18 protein-coding genes are annotated in these 20,138 nt (G+C 71.9%); 7 read left to right on the top strand and 11 right to left on the bottom strand.

The features are described from left to right. The first annotated feature begins 45 nt into the window (after positions 1-45). Positions 46-930: a glycine betaine ABC transporter substrate-binding protein gene (locus ACQPXG_RS02270; protein WP_433465920.1), complete on the top strand. Its 885-nt coding sequence runs from the start codon at positions 46-48 to the stop codon at positions 928-930. Positions 931-1,003: 73 nt separating this feature from the next. Here the strand turns inward: ACQPXG_RS02270 and ACQPXG_RS02265 are convergent, their stop codons facing one another. Both ACQPXG_RS02265 and ACQPXG_RS02260 read right to left on the bottom strand, forming a co-directional pair. Next, on the bottom strand, positions 1,004-1,741 hold the full coding sequence (locus ACQPXG_RS02265) for a ZIP family metal transporter (protein WP_433465919.1): 738 nt from the start codon (positions 1,739-1,741) through the stop codon (positions 1,004-1,006). Positions 1,742-1,835: 94 nt separating this feature from the next. After that, positions 1,836-2,585 (bottom strand): hypothetical protein, encoded by a 750-nt coding sequence (locus ACQPXG_RS02260; RefSeq protein ID WP_433465918.1) that lies wholly within the window; start codon positions 2,583-2,585, stop codon positions 1,836-1,838. A 151-nt stretch (positions 2,586-2,736) separates the two neighbouring features. Here ACQPXG_RS02260 and ACQPXG_RS02255 point away from each other — a divergent pair, with 151 nt between their 5' ends. Continuing rightward, positions 2,737-4,470: a BTAD domain-containing putative transcriptional regulator gene (locus ACQPXG_RS02255; RefSeq protein WP_433465917.1), complete on the top strand. Its 1,734-nt coding sequence runs from the start codon at positions 2,737-2,739 to the stop codon at positions 4,468-4,470. Between the two features lie 60 nt (positions 4,471-4,530). Here ACQPXG_RS02255 and ACQPXG_RS02250 read toward each other — a convergent pair whose 3' ends face one another. Beyond that, on the bottom strand, positions 4,531-6,678 hold the full coding sequence (locus ACQPXG_RS02250; RefSeq protein WP_433465916.1) for a (Fe-S)-binding protein: 2,148 nt from the start codon (positions 6,676-6,678) through the stop codon (positions 4,531-4,533). 216 nt (positions 6,679-6,894) lie between these two features. Here ACQPXG_RS02250 and ACQPXG_RS02245 point away from each other — a divergent pair, with 216 nt between their 5' ends. The 3 genes from ACQPXG_RS02245 to ACQPXG_RS02235 all read left to right on the top strand — a co-directional run bounded on the left by ACQPXG_RS02245 (position 6,895) and on the right by ACQPXG_RS02235 (position 9,128). Further along, positions 6,895-7,494: a TIGR03086 family metal-binding protein gene (locus ACQPXG_RS02245; protein WP_433465915.1), complete on the top strand. Its 600-nt coding sequence runs from the start codon at positions 6,895-6,897 to the stop codon at positions 7,492-7,494. A 147-nt stretch (positions 7,495-7,641) separates the two neighbouring features. Further along, positions 7,642-8,292 (top strand): DUF1326 domain-containing protein, encoded by a 651-nt coding sequence (locus ACQPXG_RS02240; protein WP_433465914.1) that lies wholly within the window; start codon positions 7,642-7,644, stop codon positions 8,290-8,292. Then, positions 8,289-9,128: a DUF2182 domain-containing protein gene (locus ACQPXG_RS02235; protein ID WP_433465913.1), complete on the top strand. Its 840-nt coding sequence runs from the start codon at positions 8,289-8,291 to the stop codon at positions 9,126-9,128. The genes ACQPXG_RS02240 and ACQPXG_RS02235 overlap by 4 nt, the downstream gene beginning before the upstream one ends. 5 nt (positions 9,129-9,133) lie before the next feature. Here ACQPXG_RS02235 and ACQPXG_RS02230 read toward each other — a convergent pair whose 3' ends face one another. Continuing rightward, positions 9,134-10,342: an acetyl-CoA C-acetyltransferase gene (locus tag ACQPXG_RS02230; protein ID WP_433465912.1), complete on the bottom strand. Its 1,209-nt coding sequence runs from the start codon at positions 10,340-10,342 to the stop codon at positions 9,134-9,136. Between the two features lie 127 nt (positions 10,343-10,469). Between ACQPXG_RS02230 and ACQPXG_RS02225 the strand changes: the two genes are divergently transcribed. Further along, positions 10,470-12,011, top strand: a complete 1,542-nt coding sequence (locus tag ACQPXG_RS02225; RefSeq protein WP_433465911.1) for a 3-hydroxyacyl-CoA dehydrogenase — start codon at positions 10,470-10,472, stop codon at positions 12,009-12,011. Here the strand turns inward: ACQPXG_RS02225 and ACQPXG_RS02220 are convergent. The 3 genes from ACQPXG_RS02220 to ACQPXG_RS02210 form a co-directional block, all read right to left on the bottom strand. After that, entirely contained in the window at positions 12,008-13,096 is a 1,089-nt protein-coding gene (locus ACQPXG_RS02220; RefSeq protein WP_433465910.1) for a CU044_5270 family protein, read from the bottom strand. The two genes, ACQPXG_RS02225 and ACQPXG_RS02220, sit on opposite strands and share 4 nt — an antisense overlap. 2 nt (positions 13,097-13,098) lie before the next feature. Continuing rightward, positions 13,099-13,668 carry an RNA polymerase sigma factor gene (locus ACQPXG_RS02215; RefSeq protein WP_433465909.1) on the bottom strand — a complete coding sequence of 190 codons (570 nt, stop codon included), beginning with the start codon at positions 13,666-13,668 and terminating at the stop codon, positions 13,099-13,101. An 85-nt stretch (positions 13,669-13,753) separates the two neighbouring features. Beyond that, on the bottom strand, positions 13,754-15,250 hold the full coding sequence (locus tag ACQPXG_RS02210) for an MFS transporter (RefSeq protein WP_433465908.1): 1,497 nt from the start codon (positions 15,248-15,250) through the stop codon (positions 13,754-13,756). Positions 15,251-15,361: 111 nt separating this feature from the next. On the opposite strand from ACQPXG_RS02210, the gene ACQPXG_RS02205 reads away from it, so the two are divergent. Next, complete coding sequence (locus tag ACQPXG_RS02205) at positions 15,362-16,066, top strand: TetR/AcrR family transcriptional regulator C-terminal domain-containing protein (RefSeq protein WP_433465907.1); 705 nt, start codon at positions 15,362-15,364, stop codon at positions 16,064-16,066. Positions 16,067-16,162: 96 nt separating this feature from the next. On the opposite strand, the gene ACQPXG_RS02200 is transcribed toward ACQPXG_RS02205, so the two are convergent. The 4 genes from ACQPXG_RS02200 to ACQPXG_RS02185 form a co-directional block, all read right to left on the bottom strand. Next, complete coding sequence (locus ACQPXG_RS02200) at positions 16,163-17,473, bottom strand: hypothetical protein (protein WP_433465906.1); 1,311 nt, start codon at positions 17,471-17,473, stop codon at positions 16,163-16,165. Next, on the bottom strand, positions 17,470-18,033 hold the full coding sequence (locus ACQPXG_RS02195) for an RNA polymerase sigma factor (protein ID WP_433465905.1): 564 nt from the start codon (positions 18,031-18,033) through the stop codon (positions 17,470-17,472). The genes ACQPXG_RS02200 and ACQPXG_RS02195 overlap by 4 nt, the downstream gene beginning before the upstream one ends. 84 nt (positions 18,034-18,117) lie before the next feature. Beyond that, positions 18,118-19,338, bottom strand: a complete 1,221-nt coding sequence (locus tag ACQPXG_RS02190) for a hypothetical protein (protein ID WP_433465904.1) — start codon at positions 19,336-19,338, stop codon at positions 18,118-18,120. Beyond that, on the bottom strand, positions 19,335-19,979 hold the full coding sequence (locus ACQPXG_RS02185; RefSeq protein WP_433465903.1) for an RNA polymerase sigma factor: 645 nt from the start codon (positions 19,977-19,979) through the stop codon (positions 19,335-19,337). The genes ACQPXG_RS02190 and ACQPXG_RS02185 overlap by 4 nt, the downstream gene beginning before the upstream one ends. Positions 19,980-20,138: the final 159 nt, after the last annotated feature.

The following is a 20,138-nucleotide window of genomic DNA, read 5'->3' as shown; positions in this document are numbered from 1 at the left end:
GAGTTCGCCCCCCGCATCACCATGCAAGCCAACGAGAGGATGGGCATGCGCTTCAAGTTCAAGGGCCTGACGGTCGCGGCGTTGACGCTGACGATGGGCCTGAGCGCCGCCGCGTGCGGCGACTCCGGTTCCGGAGGCAAGAACGACAAGGAAATCACCATCGGCATGGTCTCGGGCTGGGCCGAAGGTGAGGCCGCCACGGCCCTCTGGAAGCGGCTCCTGACCGACAAGGGTTACAAGGTGGAGGTCAAGACCCTCGACACCGGACCGCTGTACGCGGGCATGTCGAAGGGCGATGTCGACCTGTTCGTGGACTCCTGGCTCCCGGGGACCCACGAGGACTACTGGAAGCAGTACGGCGACAAGCTGGAGAAGATCGGCGCCTGGTACGACGCGGCGCCGCTGACGATCGCCGTGCCGAACTACTCGCCTCTGCAGTCCCTGGAGGATCTGAAGGGCAAGGGCGGCCAGTACGACGGCAAGATCGTCGGCATCGAGAAGAGCTCGGGCCTGTACCGCGTCTCGCAGGAGAAGATGCTCCCCGCGTACGGCCTGAAGGACGAGTACAAGGTGACGACGTCCTCGACGGCGGCGATGCTGACCGAGCTGAAGAAGGCCATCGACGCCAAGAAGGACATCGTCGTCACGCTGTGGCGTCCCCACTGGGCGTACACGAAGTACCCCATCCGCGACCTGAAGGACCCGAAGGGCGCGATGGGCAAGCCTGACGGCATCTACACCGTCGCCCGCGAGGACTTCGGCAAGGACCAGCCCGACGTCACGAACTGGCTGAAGAAGTTCAAGATGGACGACAAGCAGCTCGGCTCGCTTGAGGACCTGATGGAGAACAAGTACAAGGGCAAGCCCGACCAGGCCGTCGACGAGTGGCTGAAGTCGAACCAGAGCTACGCCACGTCGCTGACGAGCTGACCGGCCCGTACAGAATCGGCGGCAGAGGGCCGTCCGGGGCACCGGACGGCCCTCTGCCGTTCCCGGGCAGGTGTCAGCCCGCCAGCCCGACGCTGAACAGGACGGCCAGCAGACCCAGCCCCGTGGCGCAGAGCGTCATGATCCGCGGGTGGACGCTGTGCGCCTCGGGCAGAATCTCGGCCGCCGCCAGATACAGCAGGACGCCGGCGAAAAGCCCCAGGTAGGGCCCGAGGACCGCCTCCGGGACGGTGGCCAGCGTGCCGATCGCGGCCCCGGCGATCGGGGCGGCGGCGTCGGCGAGCAGCAGCAGGACGGCGGGCCGCCGGTCGCCGCGGTTCAGCGAGGCCGCGGTGAAGGTGTTGAACCCGTCGGCGAAGTCGTGGGTGACCACGGCGAGGGTCACGAAGATCCCGACGTCCGTCCCGGACTGGAAGCCGAGGCCGATGCTGAGGCCGTCCACCAGGCTGTGCGCGACGAGGGCGGACGCGGCGAGCAGCCCCGCGGAGCCGCTTCCGCGCGCGTGGGCGTGCGGCGCGTACTCGGCTTCGTGGGCGCGGTGGATGGCCACCGACTGCTCCACGACGTGCAGCAGCACGAATCCCGCCGCGAAACCGATCATGGGGGCGGGGACGCCGAGCGGGCGGTGCCGGGTCATCTCCAGTGACTCGGGGATCAGGTCGAACGCGACGACACCGAGCATCAGCCCGCCGGCGAGCCCGAGGACGAGGTGCCGGTGGTCGCGGACCCGCATCGCCGTGAGGCCGCCGGCGAGCGTCATCAGGAACGCGAGAACGGACACGAGCACGGCCATTCCGGTGTTCTACCAGGTGTACGTGCCCGCAATCTCATCGCCGCGGGGCACCGCCCGCCCGGTGCGCACCCGTGCCACCGGGCAGGGCGGCCGGTCACTTGAACGCGTCGCCGTCGACCACGGTGCCGGCGGGCGGCCGCCGGACGTCCACCGGTTCCTCGTACGCGAGGTACTCGACGCCGTTGCCCGGGCCGCCGGTCAGCGCCAGCACGTACGGCTCCCCCTGCGTCGCCACCTGGATCGTCTCGCCGGGCGCCCGGGTCAGGCTCACGGCGGGGGTTCCGCCGGCCGTTCCGGTCTCGCCCTTCTTCCAGGTGCCCGGGGCCTTCAGGGCCTCGTTGAGGAGACCCGTCCGCTCGGTGAAGATGCCGATGTCCTTGAAGTCGGGAGTCTTGGTGGTCGTCTTGAGGTACTTGCCCGAGAGGAGCTGCACCGCGGCCTTCCCACCGATCGACTTCCAGAACGGGTCGTTGCCCTTCACGTAGATGTCCCTGCCGATGCGTGTGATCTCGACACGCTGCTTCCCCGTCTGGAACCATCCGGTCGCCTCCGTCTTCCCCGCGTAGCGGAAGTCGATGGCGATCTTGTCCTTGCCGTCCTCGATCCGCCCGCGCATCCGCAGGTACCGCGCCGCGGCGGTCGCCTTGCGGGCACGGCGCAGGATCTGGCCGGCCCGGAGCCGGGCCACCCCGTTGGCCGTCGCGGTGGCGGACACGCTCGGGGACGGCGCGGGCGCGGTCTTCGAAGCCGTCCCGGCCTCCTCGGCCGGCCCGCAGGCCGTGGCGAGCACGAGTACAAGGACGAGTGCGGCCGGCGCGTGGGGCCGCCGTCGGTGCTGAGCCATCCAGGTTCCCTCTCTTCCTGATTTCGGAAATCGCCCTCGATGTCCGAAAGGAGACTGCTCCCTGCCGTTGCCGAACCGCTGTCGTTATGCTGCGGTCACTGCGCCCGGGCTGCGGAACGACTGCGGTGGTGCCCGGGGACGGTGAGCGGAGGTGGTCGCGCTGCCGGGCGAGGGACCTGCACTGCGCTTCGGGATCCTGGGCCGGCCCGCCGCCTGGCGGGACGGACGGGAGCTCGACCTGGGCCCGGGCAAGCAGCGGGCGGTCCTCACCGTCCTGCTGCTGACGCCGGGCCGGGCGGTGCCGACGGCGTCGATCGTCGAGGCGGTGTGGGGGGACGAGCCTCCCGACAACGGCGTGAACGTCGTCCAGAAGTACGTGGCCGGGCTGCGCCGCGTGCTGGAGCCCGATCGCTCGCCGCGCACCCCGGGGCGGCTGCTGACGTTGACCGGCGCGGGATACGCGCTGAACGTCCCGCCGGAGGGCCTGGACACCGAGGTCTTCCAGGAGCGGGTGGGGACGGCCGAGGCCGTGCGCGCGGCGGGCGATGCGGCACGGGCCGAGGTGTTGCTGCGCGAGGCGCTGGCCATGTGGCGCGGCCCTGCGCTCGCGGGGCTGAACGGCTCGTTCTTCGACGCGGCACGAGGGCGTCTGGAGGAGACCCGGGCGGCGGCCCTGGAGACGTGCGCCGAGGTCGGGCTGGAGCTGGGGGAACACGCGCGGCTCGTGCCCGAACTGCTCCGGCTGGTCGGCGAGTTCCCGCTCCGGGAGGGGTTCCGCTGCCTGCTGATGCTGGCGCTCTACCGGTGCGGCCGGCAGGCGGAGGCCCTGGCGGCGTACCGGGACGCGCGCGACTTCCTCTCCGCGGAGTTCGGCGTCGAGCCCGGTGAACGGCTCCGGGACCTGCACGTCGGCATTCTGCGGTCCGATCCGTCGCTGGCGGCGCCGGTCGCGCGGGAGCCGGCCGACGATCCGCCCGAGCCCGTGTTCGCGCCACCCGACGACCTGCTCGCGCCCGCCGCGGGCATGATCCCCGCCGTCCCGCCCGCCCGGCCGATGCTCGCCGACGGCGCTCCCGCCGTCGAGGCCGCGGACCGTCACGTCACCGGCGCGGTCTGGACGCCGTCACCGGTTCGTCCATGCGAGGGGAGTGGAGAGTCGTCCCTCCACGGGAGACCGGCCGGGCGGCGGGTTCCGTGGCCGGTGCGGGCCGCCCTCATCTCCATCCCGGTGCTCAGCTTCGGGCTGGTGACGTGGGCGCTGGCCGCCTACTACGCGGCGCGGCGCCGGAGCTGGAGGCTCGCGCTGACGGCGGCGGGCTATCTGGCGCTGTCGGCCGTCTTCATCGGCGGCGCCACGAGCGGCGACCCCGACCAGAGCACGCCGTGGGACGGCCCCATCTTCGCCGCGCTGCTGGCCACGATGTTCGGCGGCGCCGTCCACCTCGCCCTGCTCACCTCCGACCCGCACCCGCTGCCGGAGCAGAGCGGCATGCCCGTCCTGGACGTCCGGCTGATCGAGCGGAGGGTCCGCAGGGAGCAGGCGCGGTCGCTGGCCGCGCACCACCCGTCGATCGCCCGCCGGCTCGGCGTCGGGCGTCCCGACCTGCCCCGCACGTTCGACGACGGCGGCCTGATCGACGTCAACTCGGCGCCCGAGCGGCTGCTCGCCTCGCTGCCGGGCCTGGACCCGTACCACGCGAAGCTGATCGTGCTGGCCCGGACGGCGCACGGCCCGCTCGCCGCCGTCGACGATCTCGCGACCCGGGAGATCCTGCCGTACCAGGCCCTGTACGCCCTGCGCGACGTGCTCATCGCCGTCCCGCCCGACCTGGGCGCGGAACCGGACGCGGAGCAGGACACGCCACCTCTGGAACCGGGCGCCTGACCCTTGGAAGCCGAAGGACCCCGGGGCAGAGCCCGGGGTCCTTCGGCGTGCCGACGTGCGCTACTCGGTGGTGGCGGGTTCCTTTTCGGGGGTGGTGCCTTCGCCCTTGATGGAGCGGATCAACAGCTGGGAGACGTCCACGACCTCCAGCGATTCCTTGGCCTCGCCCTGGTTCTTCTTCTCGTTGATCGCATCACCCAGCATCACCAGACAGAACGGGCAGGCCGTCGACACGGTGTCGGGATCGGTCTGCAGGGCCTCGTCCACACGCTCGGTGTTGATGCGCTTGCCGATGCGCTCCTCCATCCACATCCGGGCGCCGCCGGCGCCGCAGCAGAAACCGCGGTCCTTGTGCCGGTGCATCTCCTTCGTCTTCACCCCGGGCACGGTCGCCATGATGTCGCGCGGCTGCTTGTAGACCTTGTTGTGACGGCCCAGGAAGCACGGGTCGTGGTAGGTGATGTTCTCCTCGATCGGGGCCACCGGGGTGAGCCTGCCCTCCTCCACCAGGTGCGCCAGCAACTGGGTGTGGTGCACGACCTCATAGTTCCCGCCGATCTGCGGATACTCATTGGCCAGGGTGTTGAAGCAGTGCGGGCACGTCGCGACGATCTTCGTCACGCCCGCGTCGTTCAACGTCTCCACGTTCTGCTGGCCGAGCATCTGGAAGACGAACTCCATGCCCAAACGGCGGGCCGGGTCACCGGTGCACGCCTCCATCGGGCCCAGCACCGCGAACTTCACGCCCGCGATGTGCAGCAGCTCGGCGACCGCCTTGGTGGTCTTCTTGGCCCGGTCCTCCAGCGCCCCGGCGCAGCCCACCCAGAACAGGTACTCGGTGTCTTCGGACACCTTGTCGTCGACGACCTCGACCTCAAAGTCCAGCTCCTGCACCCATTCCAGGCGCTTGGTCTCCGACATGCCCCACGGGTTGCCCTTGTTCTCCAGGTTCTTCAACATCACCCCGGCCTCGGACGGGAACGACGACTCGATCATGACCTGGAAGCGGCGCATGTCCAGGATGTGGTCGATGTGCTCGATGTCGACCGGGCACTGCTCCACGCACGCACCGCAGTTGGTGCACGACCACAGCACGTCGGGATGGATGACACCGTCCTCGCCGACCAGTTCCCTATCGACCTGCATGGCCAGCTTCTGCTCGTCGGTGAAGGCCTCCCGCTGCTCTTGCGAGGCGGTGAAGTACGGCGCCTTGGCCAGCGCATGGTCGCGCAACTCCAGCACCAGCATCTTGGGCGACAGCGGCTTGCCGGTGTTCCAGGCCGGGCATTGGGACTGGCAGCGACCGCACTCGGTGCACGTCGCCATGTCCAGCAGACCCTTCCAGGTGAAGTCCTCGATCTTGCCGCGGCCGAACACGTCTTCGTCGGGGTCGGCCTCCTCAAAGTCCAGCGGCTTGCCGCCCGACATCATCGGCTGCGCCGGGCCCAGCCCGTCCGGCTGCCGCTTGAACATCACGTTCAGCGGGGCCAGGAAGATGTGCAGGTGCTTGGAATGCACCACGAACACCAGGAAGATCAACGCGACCGCGATGTGGGCCAGCAGCCCGACCGACTCCAGAACCTCCAGCGTGTCGTGGCTCAGGCCCTCGAAGGCGTGCCCCACCAGGTAGGAGAAGTAGGCGCCCCTGCCGTAGGGCAGGTTGCCGCTGGCCCACTCCACACCCCGGAACAAGAACATCGTCCAGATCACGTTGAAGATCATGAACAGTGTGATCCACGCGCCGGACAGGTGCGAACCGGCGAACCGCGAACCGCGGTCCAGCCGCTTGGGCGAGTTCTTGATCCGGATCGCGGTGAAGGTGATCAGCCCGGCGGTGCAGGCCAGCGCGATGGTGTCCTGCACGAACCCGATCGGCCCCCAGGTCTGCAAGCCCGGGATCTTGGCGTCCAGCCCGAACAGCAGCGCGACCGCCGCCTCCAGATACACGGTGATCAGCAGAATGAACGCCCACATCACCGCCGCGTGCGAAACACCGGCCAGCGTCCATTTCAGCAGCTTGCGCTGCCCCAGCACCTCCACCGCCTGACCCTCGACGGCCTTCTTGGGCGCGCGCCTGACCTGCAACGTCCGCTCGGGGTCGGGCTGGCCGCTCGTGGCGATTCCGTACAGGAACAGCACCCGCCGGCCGGCGAGCGCCAGCGCGGCCGCCGTTCCGGCGAGCCCGATGACCAACGTGATCCAGAACACGGTTCCGTCCTCCTGGGTACGGCGATGGCAGTCAGAGTAGGGCTCGCGACAGACTGCCCTTCATCCGGGGCCCGAATACTACTCGGTAGTAGCTTATGCGGTCACATTCGCTGGTGAGAGTATCGATGAGTATCGGGCGGTCCACGAGTCCATACCATCAGGCGGGCCGCGTCCACCGGCGTCCCGCACACCGGTACGGCGAAACGGAGGACTCCCATGACCCCGATGCCCGATCTCGCGCCCGCCACGCGCCGGATGGCCGCCCTGCTCGCGGGTGTCAGCGATTCCCAACTCGACGAGCCGACGCCCTGCGCCGGAACCTCGCTCGGCGCGCTCATCGACCACGTGAACGGGCTGTCGCTCGCCTTCACCTGGGCCGCGTCGAAGAACTTCCCGCAGGGCCCGTCGCAGCCGCCGTCCGCCGACGCGTCGAGCCTGCCCCCGGACTGGCGCACCCGCGTCCCCGCGCAACTTGACGCGCTGGCCGCCGCTTGGCGCGCCCCGGACGCGTGGCAGGGCATGACCGCGGCGGGCGGTGTCGACCTGCCGGGCGAGCAGGCCGGGCACGTCGCGATGAACGAACTGGTGGTGCACGGCTGGGACATCTCCCGCGCCAGCGGCCAGCCCTACGACATCGGCGAGGACGAGATCGATGCGTGCCTCGCCTTCGTCGCACCTGCCGTCGAGCAGAGCGGCGGCAAGGGGGTCCCGGGCCTGTTCGACGCCGCCGTCGACGTCCCGGAGGACGCGCCCCCGCTCGCCCGCCTCATCGCTATGACCGGCCGCGACCCGTCCTGGACGGCAAAGCGGGACTGACCAGGCGATCGTGGTCCGGGCACGGGAGTTTTACCTGCGCCGTCTGGCCCTTGATGGGGCTTTTTGTAACGATTGTCGGAGAGGTCTGCCGTGACCGGCGGCCCGGCACCCCCAGACGCGGCGGGAGCGCGATCTGAGGGGGAGGCTATGACCGAGACCACCGCGACACCTCAATGGCACGTCACCGGCGACTGGTTCGACGTCTGCAAATGCACCATCCCGTGCCCGTGCACCTATGCACAGGCTCCTACTTTCGGTGACTGCGACGGTGTGCTGGCGTGGCACATCCGCGAAGGGCGGTACGGGGACGTCGTGCTCGACGGCCTCAACGTGCTGATGGTCGGCTCCTTCGTCGGGAACGCGTGGGGTGAGCATTCCGACGCCTACGCGGGCGTCTTCCTGGACGAGCGCGCCGACGATTCCCAGCGCGAGGCCCTCGGGAAGATCTTCGGCGGCGAAGCCGGGGGATGGCCCGCCCAGTTCGTGGCGATGTTCGGTCCCGAGATGAGGGGACTCGAATTCTCGCCCATCACGATCTCCGTCGATGACGACCTCGCCACCTGGAACGCGGAGGTCCCCGGCCGGGTGGTGGCGAGGGCCGAGGCGCTGACCGGCCCCACGACACCCGAGGGGGCGCGGGTGCAGACCCTGAACCCCCCCGGTTCCGAGACCGGGCCCGGGCAGGTCGCCACGTGGGGCCGGGCGGTCGCCGACCAGGTCGACGCCTACGGCTTCACCTGGGACTGGGAGGGCCGCTCCAGCAAGCACATCCCGTTCGACTGGAGCGGACCGGAGTGAGGGCTCCGCCGGTCCCGGTGCCCCGGCGGCGGACCGGTGCCCGGCCCGCGCCCCACGAGCTCGTGTTCGTCGGGGTCCTCGTCGTCCTCTCCGCGATCGCGTGGCTGGCGGTCCATCACCTGGCCACACCGGACATGCGTGCCGGGATCCTGACCGGCGCCGCCCGTCCCGGAGACTCCATGGACGGGATGGACGCCATGCCGATGGACCGGTCCATGGGCGCGGGGCTGTTCCTCGGCACCTGGCTCGTGATGATGGCGGCGATGATGCTCCCGGCGGTCGCACCGGTGATCGTGCGGATCGACCGGCTCGTGCGCCGCAGGGACGGGACGAGCATGACGGCGTACACGCTGGCGGCCGGCTACCTGCTCGTGTGGGCGGCCGCCGGGGCGGCTGCCTATGGCCTCTTCCTGGCCTTCCAGTCGGCCGTGACGGCCGGCGACTCCGCGGCCGCCGTGCGTACGGGCGCCGCCGTGCTGCTGCTCGCGGGCGTCTACCAGCTCACTCCGCTGAAGCGTGCGTGCCTGCGGCTGTGCCGCTCGCCGCTCGCCGTCGTCGTCCGGCACGGAGAGCGGATCACGGCCGGCCCGCCGGGCGCGCTGCTCGTCGGCGTCCGCCACGGGGCGTTCTGCCTGGGGTGCTGCTGGGCGTTGATGGCCGTCCTGCTCGCCGCGGGGATGATGAGCCTGGTCTGGATGGGGGTCATCGCCGCGGTGATCCTGGTGGAGAAGGTCTGGCGGCACGGGGAACGGGTCAGCAGGCCGCTGGGCGCCGTGATGATCGCCCTCGGACTCGTCCTGCTCGCCGCCCCCGGCCTCGCGCCCACATTGACCTAGTGGCCCTAGACCCTCTCGAAGACGGCCGCCAGACCCTGGCCGCCGCCGATGCACATGGTCTCCAGGCCGTAGCGGGCCTCGCGGCGGTGCATCTCGCGGGCGAGCGTCGCGAGGATGCGGGCGCCGGTCGCACCGACGGGGTGACCGAGGGAGATCCCGGATCCGTGCACGTTGACCCGGTCCCAGTCGTCGTCCTTGAGGCCCCATTCGCGGGTGACGGCGAGCACCTGCGCGGCGAACGCCTCGTTCAGCTCGATGAGGTCCATGTCGGCGAGCGTCAGCCCGGCGGCGTCCAGGGCCCTGGCGGTGGCCGGGACGGGCCCGATCCCCATCGTCTTCGGCGCCACGCCGGCGCGCCCCCACGAGACCAGCCGGACGAGCGGGCGCAGCCCCAGCTCGGCGGCGCGTTCCCGGGTCGTGACGACACAGACGGCGGCGGCGTCGTTCTGCCCGCTGGCGTTGCCGGCGGTCACGGTGGCCTGGTCGTCGGTCTTCCCGAGGACGGGACGGAGCTTCGCCAGGCTCTCGACCGTGGTGCCGGGACGCGGGTGCTCGTCGGTGTCGACGACCGTGTCTCCCTTGCGCGACCGGACGGTCACCGGGACGATCTCCTCGGCGAACACACCAGACCGCTGGGCGGCGACGGCGCGCTCGTGGGACCGGACGGCCAGTTCGTCCTGCTCCAGGCGCCCGATGCCGTACTCGCGGCGCAGGTTCTCCGCGGTCTCCAGCATCCCGCCGGGCACGGGGTATTTATCGCCGCCGGCGGTGACACGGCCCCGCGCGAGCGCGTCGTGCAGTTCGAGGGACGGCCCTCGGACACCCCAGCGCGCCTGGGTGGTGTAGAAGGGGGCGCCGCTCATGCTCTCCGCGCCGCCCGCGATGATCACGTCGCTGACCCCGGTCTGGATCTGCATGGCCGCGTTCAGGACGGCCTGGAGCCCGGACCCGCACCGCCGGTCCAGCTGGGTGCCGCCGACGGTGACGGGCAGCCCGGCGTCCAGCGCGGCGACGCGTCCGATCGCGGGGGCGTCGGACGTTGGGTAGCAGTGCCCGAGGACCACCTCGTCGATCGCGTCGCCGGGAAGGCCGGTGCGCTCGACCAGGGCGCGGATGGCGGTGGCGGCGAGCTCGACGGGCGTGACGTCCTTGAGGGTCCCGCCGAACCGGCCGATGGGGGTACGCAGCGGCTCGCAGATCACCGCGTCGCGCATGGTGGGCTCCTCGGGCTGGGGTGCGGGCACCTCGCAGGTTACGACCCCGGTCCGGGAGGGCCGCGTCCGGGCTTCCATCCAGCGGACGGTTGAATGCGTAGAAGGCGGACCGAGCGAGGAGGCGACCGTGGACCAGTGGGCGCGGCGGGCGACGACGATCCGGGTGATCGGCACCGGGGCGATGGGGCGCGGGATCGCGCAGCTCGCCGCGGCGGGCGGGCTCACCGTGGAGCTGGCCGACATCCGGTTGGAGGCCGTGGTGCAGGCGGCCGAATACATCGGCGCCATGTTCGACAAGCTCGTCGCCAAAGGACGGATGACCGTCGAGGAGGCGGAGGCGGCGAAGGGGCGGCTGCGGCCGGTCGGCGAGCCGCTCACCCCGTTCCAGGACTGCGACCTCGTCGTGGAGGCCGCCCGGGAGGACATGCAGACCAAGCGTGAGCTGTTCGCGTCCCTGGAGAAGGTCTGCCCCGAGCACACGATCCTGGTGACCAACACCAGTTCGCTGCCGGTCACGGCGATCGCCGCCGCGCTGGAGGACCCGTCCAGAATGGCGGGCCTTCATTTCTTCAACCCGGTGCCGTTGATGCGGCTGGTCGAGGTGATTCCGGGGGCGCGTACGGCGGAGTGGATCCCGGGTGCGCTCGCCGACCTCGTGAGGCGTCTCGGTCACGAACCCGTTCTCGCGCCGGACGCGCCTGGTTTCCTCGTCAACCACGCTGGGCGCGGCCTGGTGACGGAGGCCCTGCAGATCCTCTCCGAAGGGGCGGCGGAGCCCGCGGACATCGACCGCATCGCGCGGGACGTCCTGGGCCTGAAGATGGGCCCCTGCGAGCTGCTCGACCTCACGGGCATGGACGTGTCGCACCCGGTGATGGAGTCCATCTGGACGGGCTTCTACACGGAGCCGCGGTTCCGTCCGTCCAGGATCGGCCGGGCCCGTGTCGAGGCCGGGCTCCTCGGCCGCAAGACCGGCGAGGGCTTCTACAAGTACGTGGACGGGGTGAGGCAGGAGCCCGCCGAGGCCACCGCGCCGGCCACCGATTTCCGGCCGGTCTGGTTCCAGGAGCCGCAGCATCGGGAGACGCTGGGTCTCCTGCTGTCAGAGGCGGGGGTGGAGGTCGAGGGGGGTGACGAGCCGTCCGGGCACGCCGTCCTGCTGGTCGACGCCTCGACGGACATGAGCGTCGCGGACCAGGTCGCCAACGGCCTCCCCGGTGAGAGGACTCTCGGGATCGACGGGTTCTTCGGGTTCTTCGGCCGGCTCACGCTCACCGTGCAGCCCGCGCTCGACCCGGACGCGGGCCGCGCGGCGCTCGCGGCCCTGCTCGCCACGGGACGGCCGGTGAGCGTCGTCCGGGACGCGCCCGTGGCCGTCGCGCCGCGGCTGCTGGCGTCGATCGTCAACGTGGGCTGCGGCATCGCGGAGCAGCGGCTGGCCGCTCCCGCGGACATCGACACCGCCGTCCGGCTCGGGCTCGGCTACCCGCGCGGGCCTCTGGAGTGGGGCGACCACGTCGGCGCCGAGCGCGTGCTCGACGTCCTGGGCCAGATGCACGACGCGACCCGCGATCCGCGCTACCGTCCGAGCGGCTGGCTGGCCGAACGGGCGGCGCTCGGCCTCCCCCTCACCGAGACCGGCACCGCCCCGTCCGACCTGCTCGCCTAGGGCGTCAGCCCCGTCTGCTCGACGGGGTAGGCGGGAACCTTGTCCGTCCAGCCGTAGGACACGAGCGCGCTGTAGGAGACCACCGTCCCGGGCTTGGCACCGCCCCAGGCCTTGCCCGGCTTCACCAGCACGGATTCCTGGGCGAGCAGCCGTCCCGTCACCGGGTCGATCACCAGCCGCTCGTCGACGACGGTGTCGCCCGCGCGGACCTGCCGGGCGACACCGTCGCCGCGCCGGCCGAGCGGGTCGGTGACGGAGCCGAGGGTTCGGATACCGGGCGAGTCGGCGAGCAGCCGGTACATCGCGGCGCGCACCCCGGGCTTCACCGGTGCCGCGCCGAGCTTCTGCGCGTTGCTCATCAGCCATTCGGCGGAGTCGACGTGGCCGGGGACCTGCTTGAGCGCCCGGTCCAGGAAGCGCCGCAGGCTCTGCGGGTCGGCGGGCAGTTTCCGCACGTCCGGTGCCGTGGCGCCCTCCCAGTCGGCGAGCCGGAACGCCTCCCCGCCTTTGACCTTCGCCTTCGTCCAGGGGGTCGCGCCGCTCGCCGGTGCCGGCGAGGGCTTGCCCGGTTCGTTCGTCGGGGCAGGACCGATCACGGTGGGGCCGCCGGAGGGCGCGGGGCCGAGGTCGCGGCAGCTGACCCTGTGCTCGCCGACCCAGGCGGTCTTCCCCGGCCCGGCGTCCCAGAGGCCGATCTCGCGCACAGAGTAGTACTCGCGGCCGTCCGTGATCACGTGGCCGCCCTCGCGGGTGACCGCCGACCAGTAGCGCCCGTGGCCGGCCGGGGCGCCCTCCGCCTTGACGGCCGCCGCCAGCAGCACGGTGCGGGCCGAGACCGGGGACGCGGCGGGCCGGTCGGGCGCCCGGGGCGCCGTGCCGGACGACAGCACGACGGCGCCCGCGGCCGCGGCGGCCGCCGCGGCGAGCCCGAACCCGCCGAGGGCGAGCCTGGGCATCCGGAACATGCGCCGGGACGCACGACGGGGCGAGTGGATCTCGCGCTCCAGCCGGGCCCGGCCGCGCGCCGCTGTGCCTGCTTCCGGCGGCTCGTCCAGCATCGTGGCGATCATCTGGAGTTCGTCCATGGTCAGGTTCCTTCCATGTCGAGCGCGGCGCGCAGTTTTCTGCGGGCCCGGTTCAGGCGGGAGCCGACGGTCCCGTACGGGACGCCGAGCGCCTCGGCGACCTCCGCGTGGGTGAGGCCGCTGAGCGCGACGAGCAGCACCACGTCGCGGTCCTTGCGGGACAGCCCGCCGAGGGCGCGGGCGAGCCGCGGCTGCATTCCCTCGGCGGTCACCCGCGCGGCCACGCGGTCGTCGTGGCCGCCGGGGTCGCGGTCCGCGCCGATCTTGGCGAGCGCCTGGTAGCGGCGGGTCTCGGCGCGCCGGTGCTGGGCGATCAGGTTGGTCGCGATGCCGAACAGCCAGGGCCGGACGGTGCCGCGCTCCGGGTCGAAGGCGCCGCGGCGGCGGAACGCGGCGAGGAACGTCTCGGCGACCACGTCGTCGGCGGTCTGCGGGCCGAGCCGTCCGGCGACGTAGCGGTGGACGTCGGCGAAGTGGCGGTCGTAGACGGCGGTGAAGCGGTCGCCGTCGCGGACGGACGAGGCGAGCAGCGCCTCGTCATCCGCCCGTCCGGTCTCGGTCGGGGCGGTCACTCGGCCGCCCCTTGTGCGGGGTCCGGCATTGGGCACCTCCGGGGGTTGGTCGTCATCCTTACTCCGCCGGTCCCCGGATCCGCTTTCACGCCGATTCGAGGAGCTTCTCCGGCTCGGCGCCCCCGGCGGGCGCCGGGGCACTGCGAAGCACGAGGGCGGCGAAGAGGGCGGTGGCCAGCATGACGCCGGACGCCGCCAGGGAGCCCACGGAGAGCGCATGGGCGAAGGCGTCCTTCGCTGCGTCCGCGAGGCCGGGGTCACCGGCCGCGAGAGCCTCGCCGAGGGAGTGGCGGGCTGCGGCGGGAGCGGAGTCCGGCAGGGCGCGGGCGTAGGCGGCGGAGACGACGCTGCCGAGGACGGCGACGCCGAGGGCGGTGCCGAGTTCCTGCCCGGCGTCGTTCACGGCGGAGCTGACCCCGGCCTCCTCGGGGGGGACGGCGGACATCAGCGTGGCGTAGGCGGCCGGGCTGCCGAGCCCGGCGCCGAAGCCGACGACGACCAGGGCGACGGCGAGCACGGCGTAACCGTCGCGCGGGTCGGTCAGCCCGAGCACCGCGAGTCCGGCGCCGAGGACGCCGAACCCGCCGACCAGGGCGGGACGGGCCCCGAACCGTGCCTCCAGCGAGGCGCCGAGGCCGTTGCCGGCGGCCGCCGCGACGGCGACGGGCAGCAGCGCGAGCCCCGCCTTGAGCGGGCCGTAGCCGAGGACGAGCTGGAGCAGCTGGGTCAGCGCGAACATCACCCCGGCCAGCGCGAAGCCGAACATCGCGATCATGGTGGCGGCGCCGGAGAACGCGCGGCGGCGCAGAAGGCCGAGGTCGAGCATCGGCTCGGGGTTGCGGTGCTGCCAGAAGACGAACAGGCCGAGCGCGGCGCAGCCGGATGCGGCCGCGGCCACGGTGCGGGCGTCCGTCCAGCCGTGCTGCGGACCGGAGATGATCGCCCACACCAGCGCCGCCATCCCGGCCGTGGAAAGGACGGCGCCCGGGACGTCCGGGCGGCGGCGCGGCCCCCGCGACTCCGGGACGAGGATCAGCAGGCCGGCGACGGCGGCGGCCGTGACGGGCACGTTCACGAGGAAGACCGAGCCCCACCAGAAGTGCTCCAGCAGGAACCCGCCGAGCGTCGGCCCGGCGGCGAGCCCGACCATGGACGTCGCGCCCCAGATGGCGAACGCCTTGGCCCGCTCGTCCGGCCCGAACACCTGCGCCATGATCGACAGCGTGCCGGGCATGAGGAGGGCGCCGCCCACGCCCATCAGGGCCCGCGTCGCGACGAGCTGCGCGGGGTTCGCGGCGAAGGCGGCGAGCAGCGACCCGGCGCCGAACAGGACGAAGCCGATCAGCATGGCGCGGCGGCGGCCGTGCCGGTCGCCGAGGCTGCCGGCGGTGATCAGCAGCCCGGCGAAGACCAGCGAGTAGGCGTCGATCACCCACTGGACGTCGGACGTGGTGGCGTCCAGATCCTTGAGCAGCGACGGGATCGCCACGTTGAGGATCGTGTTGTCGACCATCACGACGAAGAGGCTGAGGCACAGCACGCCGAGGATCTGCCAGCGCCGCGGATGCGGGTCCCGGTTCATCGGAGCGACCTTTCTCGTACAGTGTTCGAGTTGACTCGCACACTGTACGACTACCCTCGTACGATGTTCAAGTCCCTGTACTCTGTACGAGAACGAGGAGGGGGCAGCGCGATGGCCGAAGAGAAGAGGGCGGCGTCCGTCTGGGTGCGGCCCCCGCGAACGCGGCGCGCCCAGCCCGCCCTGACCCGGACGCAGATCGTGGACGCCGCGCTCGAACTGCTCGACGCCGAGGGGCTGGACGGCCTCAGCATGCGCCGCCTCGGCACCCGGCTGAACTCCGGTGCCACCTCGGTGTACTGGCACGTCGCGAACAAGGACGAGCTGCTGGAGCTGGCCATCGACCGGGTGATGGCCGAGGTGGTGATCCCCCGCGGGGACGACTGGCGGGACGCCGCGACCGGGTACGCGCGCAGCCTCCGCACGATGATCCACCGGCACCCGTGGACGGTCACGCTGTTCGGCAGCCGCCCGATGATCGGCCCGAACGCCACCCGCGTCCTGGACGAGGTCCTCGCCGCGTTCGGCACCACCGGATTCACCGGCTTCGACCTCGAATACGCCTGGTCGGCCGTGGTCGACTACGTCATCGGCGCGGCGGGCAGCGAGGCGAGCTGGCAGCGCAACCAGACCGGCACGACCTCCGCCGAGCTGCTCGACGGTCTAGGCCCGTACCTGTCCCAGCTGGACGAGGAGCGGCCCGGGCTGGCGACGCACATCCGCGACATCTGGATGAAGGAGACCGGCGACGTCCTGGAGGGGCGCTTCGCGTTCGGCCTCGCCTGCGTCCTGGACGGCCTCGAAGCCCGCAGGCCCTGAACGCGCGATGCCCCCGCCCGGACGGTGGGCGAGGGCATCGGCGGGGAGGCGGCGTTCACCACGGATAACGGCAGCGGCCACCCCCGGCTCAGGAGGTCAGAAGGGCAGTTTCGCGGGCGGCTTCGGCTTGGTGTCGGTCCAGCCCGAGTCGCGCACCAGCCAGTAGTTGATGACGAAACCGGGTGCCTGCGCCTTGTAGGCCCCGCCCGGGCGGGTCAGCACCCTGCGGCTACCGAGCAGCTGACCGGTCTTCGGGTCGAAAAGGATCTCCTCCCGGGACTCGAAGGAGCCCTGTTCGGCAGCGGGCGCCCCGTACTCCCCGTCGATCCGGGTGGGGGTGTCCGCGGCGGCCAGCGCGACCCCCTTGCGGCCCAGCGAGTCCGTCACCGATCCGATGGCCTTCACCCCGGGCTGCGCGGCGAGGGCCCGCATCAGCCCGGCCCGCACCGCAGGCGAGAGCGGCGCGCCCATCATCAGATCCTCGACGCGCATGACCTTCGCACGGGCGAGGTCCGCGGCGGCGACGTTCGGAGGGTTCTCCTTCATCCGCCGCTGCATCTCCAGGACCTGCGCCCGCAGCACCTTGATGTTCTCCTCGCGCTTGGCCCGGGCCTGGGGGTCCTCTGGCACAGGTTGTTTCTCGAACTGCACCAGCCGCTCCTGGACACCCTTCAGGTCAGGCCCATCCGTAGACCTGTCCCTGGACGGAAGGTCCTTGAAGAACATCGCGGCGAGACTCGCGGGGTCGGTGGGCAGGTTCTGCAGCTTCTCGACCGTCATGTCCCCGAGGAAGGTGCCGCCGCCCTTCGGGTCCGGGTCGTCGACCTCCCACGAGGACGAGTGGTGGTCGTAGGTGTAGTAGTGGTCGTTGGACCACACGCGGAACTTCGACGGCGCGCCCGCCTTGCGCCACAGCTCCTCGTCCTTCGGCGTCAGCGGCCGCGACGGGATGTCCCGTCCGTAGAACGCCTCGCCCGTGCCGCTCTTGGCGCCCGACCACTCGAACGTCTCGGTGTGCGCCCCGACGATCGCGTACGTGCCGGTCTTCGGGCGCATGATGTACGACTGCCCCTGGATCTGGTTGGAGTACCAGTACTTCCCGGTCGGGACCAGCGCGGCCTTCTCCGCCGCCGCGAGCACCGCCTGCTTGTTCAGGTCGACGCTGGGCGGGGTCTCCGGCGATCCTTGGCCGGTGGCCGCGATCGCGACGGCCGCGGCGGCTCCGGCCGCGGCCACGCCGAGGACCAGGGCCGTCCAGCGGGCCGGGCGGGCAATGCTGCGAACCGTGCGCTCCTGCGCGGCCGCGAAGGCCCGGTCCAGGTCGCGTTCCCGGCGCGCCGGATCGTCAGCCGGGTCCAGCTGCGGGGGGCGGGCTTCCGCCAGGCGGTTCAGCACATCGCGGCTCATCGGGCGGCCTCTCTTCCTTTGGTCAGCACGGCTACGGGCACCGCCCGGTCGCCGGGCGCGCTCGCCCCCGCGGCCAGGGCCTGTTCCAGACGTCGCCGCGCGCGGTGCAGCCGCACGAAGAACGCGGCCTTCGAGCACCCGACGACCCTGGCCGCCTGGCCGGCCGACAGCCCGTGCCAGGCGATCAGGGTCAGCAGTTCGCGGTCGTCGCCGGACAGCGACGCCAGCGCCCGCAGCACCTCCGCACGCTCGACGACGGACTCGCCGACGTCACCGACGCCGGGTTCGCCCGACGCCCACGTCCGCAACTCCTTCTCCAGCGCCGCACGCCTGTCCCTGGCGCGGTAGGAGTCGCGGAGCACGTTGCGCGCGATTCCGAACAGCCAGGGGAGCGGCTCTTTCGGCAGGTCGCGCATCCGCCGCCAGGCGATGAGGAAGGTCTCACCGGCCACCTCTTCCGCGACCTGCTGCCCCGCCCGGCTCACGGCGTAGGCGTGGACGCGCGCGTAGTACGCGTCGTACAGCGCCGTGAACCGGGCTTTGTCATCGGGATCCGACACGATCAGAGCCCTTCGTCCGGGTATGCCATCACCGATGAAGGTGGTCGCGGCCCTTCGTTTCTTACCGGTGCCGACGAACTTCGATCAGAAGGGCAGCTTCGCGGGCGGCTCCGGCCTGGTGTCCGCCCAGCCCGACGCGCGCGTCAGCTCGTAGTTGATGACGAACCCTGGCTTCATCTTCTTGTACGCGCCGCCGGGCTCGGTCAGCTGGTTCTCCAGGGCCAGCAGCGCGCCGGTGCGCTCGTCGAAGACGATCACGTTGCGGGAGCGATAGGTCCCCTGCTCGCTCTTCGGCGTTCCGAACTCCCCGTTGTCCGTGCTGGGAAGGGAATAGCCGGCCAGCGCGACACCCGGGCGGCCCAGCGGGTCGGTGACGCGGCCGATCGCCTGGACGCCCTTCTGCGCGGTGAGCGCCCGGATCAGGCCGGCCCGGACCTTCGGCGGCGTCGGGCCGCCCAGAAGCGCGGACACCGTCCGGATCTTGATGTTGGGCAGCACCTGCGGCCCGACGTGCTGGGCCAGTCTCTGCATTTCGGCCTTCTGCCCCGACTCCTTGGTCTCGTCCAGGAACATTTCGGTGAGCTTGGCCGGGTCGGTGGGAAGGTTCTGCAGCTCCTTGGCCGACTTGCCCAAGGCGAACCTTCCGCCGCCGTTGGGGTCCAGGCCCACATTCGCACCCTCCGACCGCCACTTCGTCGCCTTGGTGGTGAGGGTGAGGTGCTTGTCGCCCGACCAGACGCGGAAACTCGACGGTGCTCCGTCCTTGCGCCACAGTGCCGCATCTCGCGCCGTCAGCGGGTGGACCGGGAGATCACGGTCGTAGTACATCTCCCCCATGCCGGGCTTCACGCCGTGCCAGCCGAACAGCTCGCTGTGCGCGCCGACGATCGCGTACGCGGCGCCGGACTTCGCCCGCACGACGTACGACTGGCCGCTGATGACGTCGGCGTGCCAGTACTTGCCGGCCGGCTGCGCTTCGGCCTTCTGCGCCGCCGCCAGCACCGCCTGCCTGCCGAGGTCGACGCCGGACGGCGGGTGCGGCGTCGAACCCGGCGACCCCTGCCCGGTGACCACGATGACGGCGGCGGCCGCCGCACCGGCGGCGACCAGGCCGACGCCGATCCGGAACGTCCACCCGGACCACGGCCGCGTCCCGGACGACAGCCGCAGGAGGCGCCCGCGGTCCGACGCCATCTCGTCCTCCAGCCTGCTCAGTGCCTTCGCGGAGACCTCGGCGGAGGGCGGTGCCGGCTCCCGCAGCAGTTCCCTGACCTGGTTCAACTCGTTCATGTCCATGGCGTTCACGCAGTCGACTCCTCGACGATCAGGGCCGGATTCGTTCCGCCGAGCGCCTCCCGCAGGCGGCGCCGGGCGCGGTTCAGACGGGACGCGACCGTGCCCGTCTTGAGGCCGAGCGCCTGCCCGACCTCCTCGTAGGACAGGTCGGCGAGCGCGACCAGGAGCAGGACGTCCCGGTCCCCCCGCGGCAGCCGGTCCAGCGCGGCGGCCAGCTCGGCGCCGGCGCCGCCGGCGGTGACCCGTGCAGCGACCCGGTCGTCGTGGCCGTCCTGGGCGCGCTCGGCGGGAGTGCGCGCGAGCGCCCGGTAGTGGCGGCCCTCGGAGCGCCGGTGCTGCGACACCAGCCGGGTCGCGATGCCGTAGAGCCACGGCCGGACGGTGCCGCGCGCCGGATCGAACCGGCCGCGCTTGCGGAACGCGGCCAGGAAGGTCTCGGCGGCGATGTCGTCGGCCGCGTCGGAGCCGAGCCGGCGGGCGGCGTAGCGGTGGATCTCGGCGAAGTGCCGGTGGAAGATCACCGCGAACGCGTCGGGCTCGCGCCGCGAACGGACGATCAGCGCCGCGTCGGACGCCTCCGCGGACGCGTCCGGCGCGGCCGCGTCACGCCTCGGCGGGGCTCCGGGATCCGGCGGACGGTCAAAGGCCATGGGCTGATCCTCGCTGTGGGGGGACGGACTTTCCTCCGTTCTCAGCCGATCCCCCGTTCCGCCTTCACGCACGACGCCCCCCGCCCGGACGGGGGCGGGGGGCGTCGGCAGGGGGAGGCGGCTCTCGCCAAGGGATAACGGCAGCGCTCACCCCCTAGC

Origin of the sequence: Spirillospora sp. CA-128828, from assembly GCF_050945415.1 — a bacterium.
Taxonomy (GTDB): domain Bacteria; phylum Actinomycetota; class Actinomycetes; order Streptosporangiales; family Streptosporangiaceae; genus Spirillospora.
This window is presented reverse-complemented; position numbering and strand designations above follow the sequence as displayed.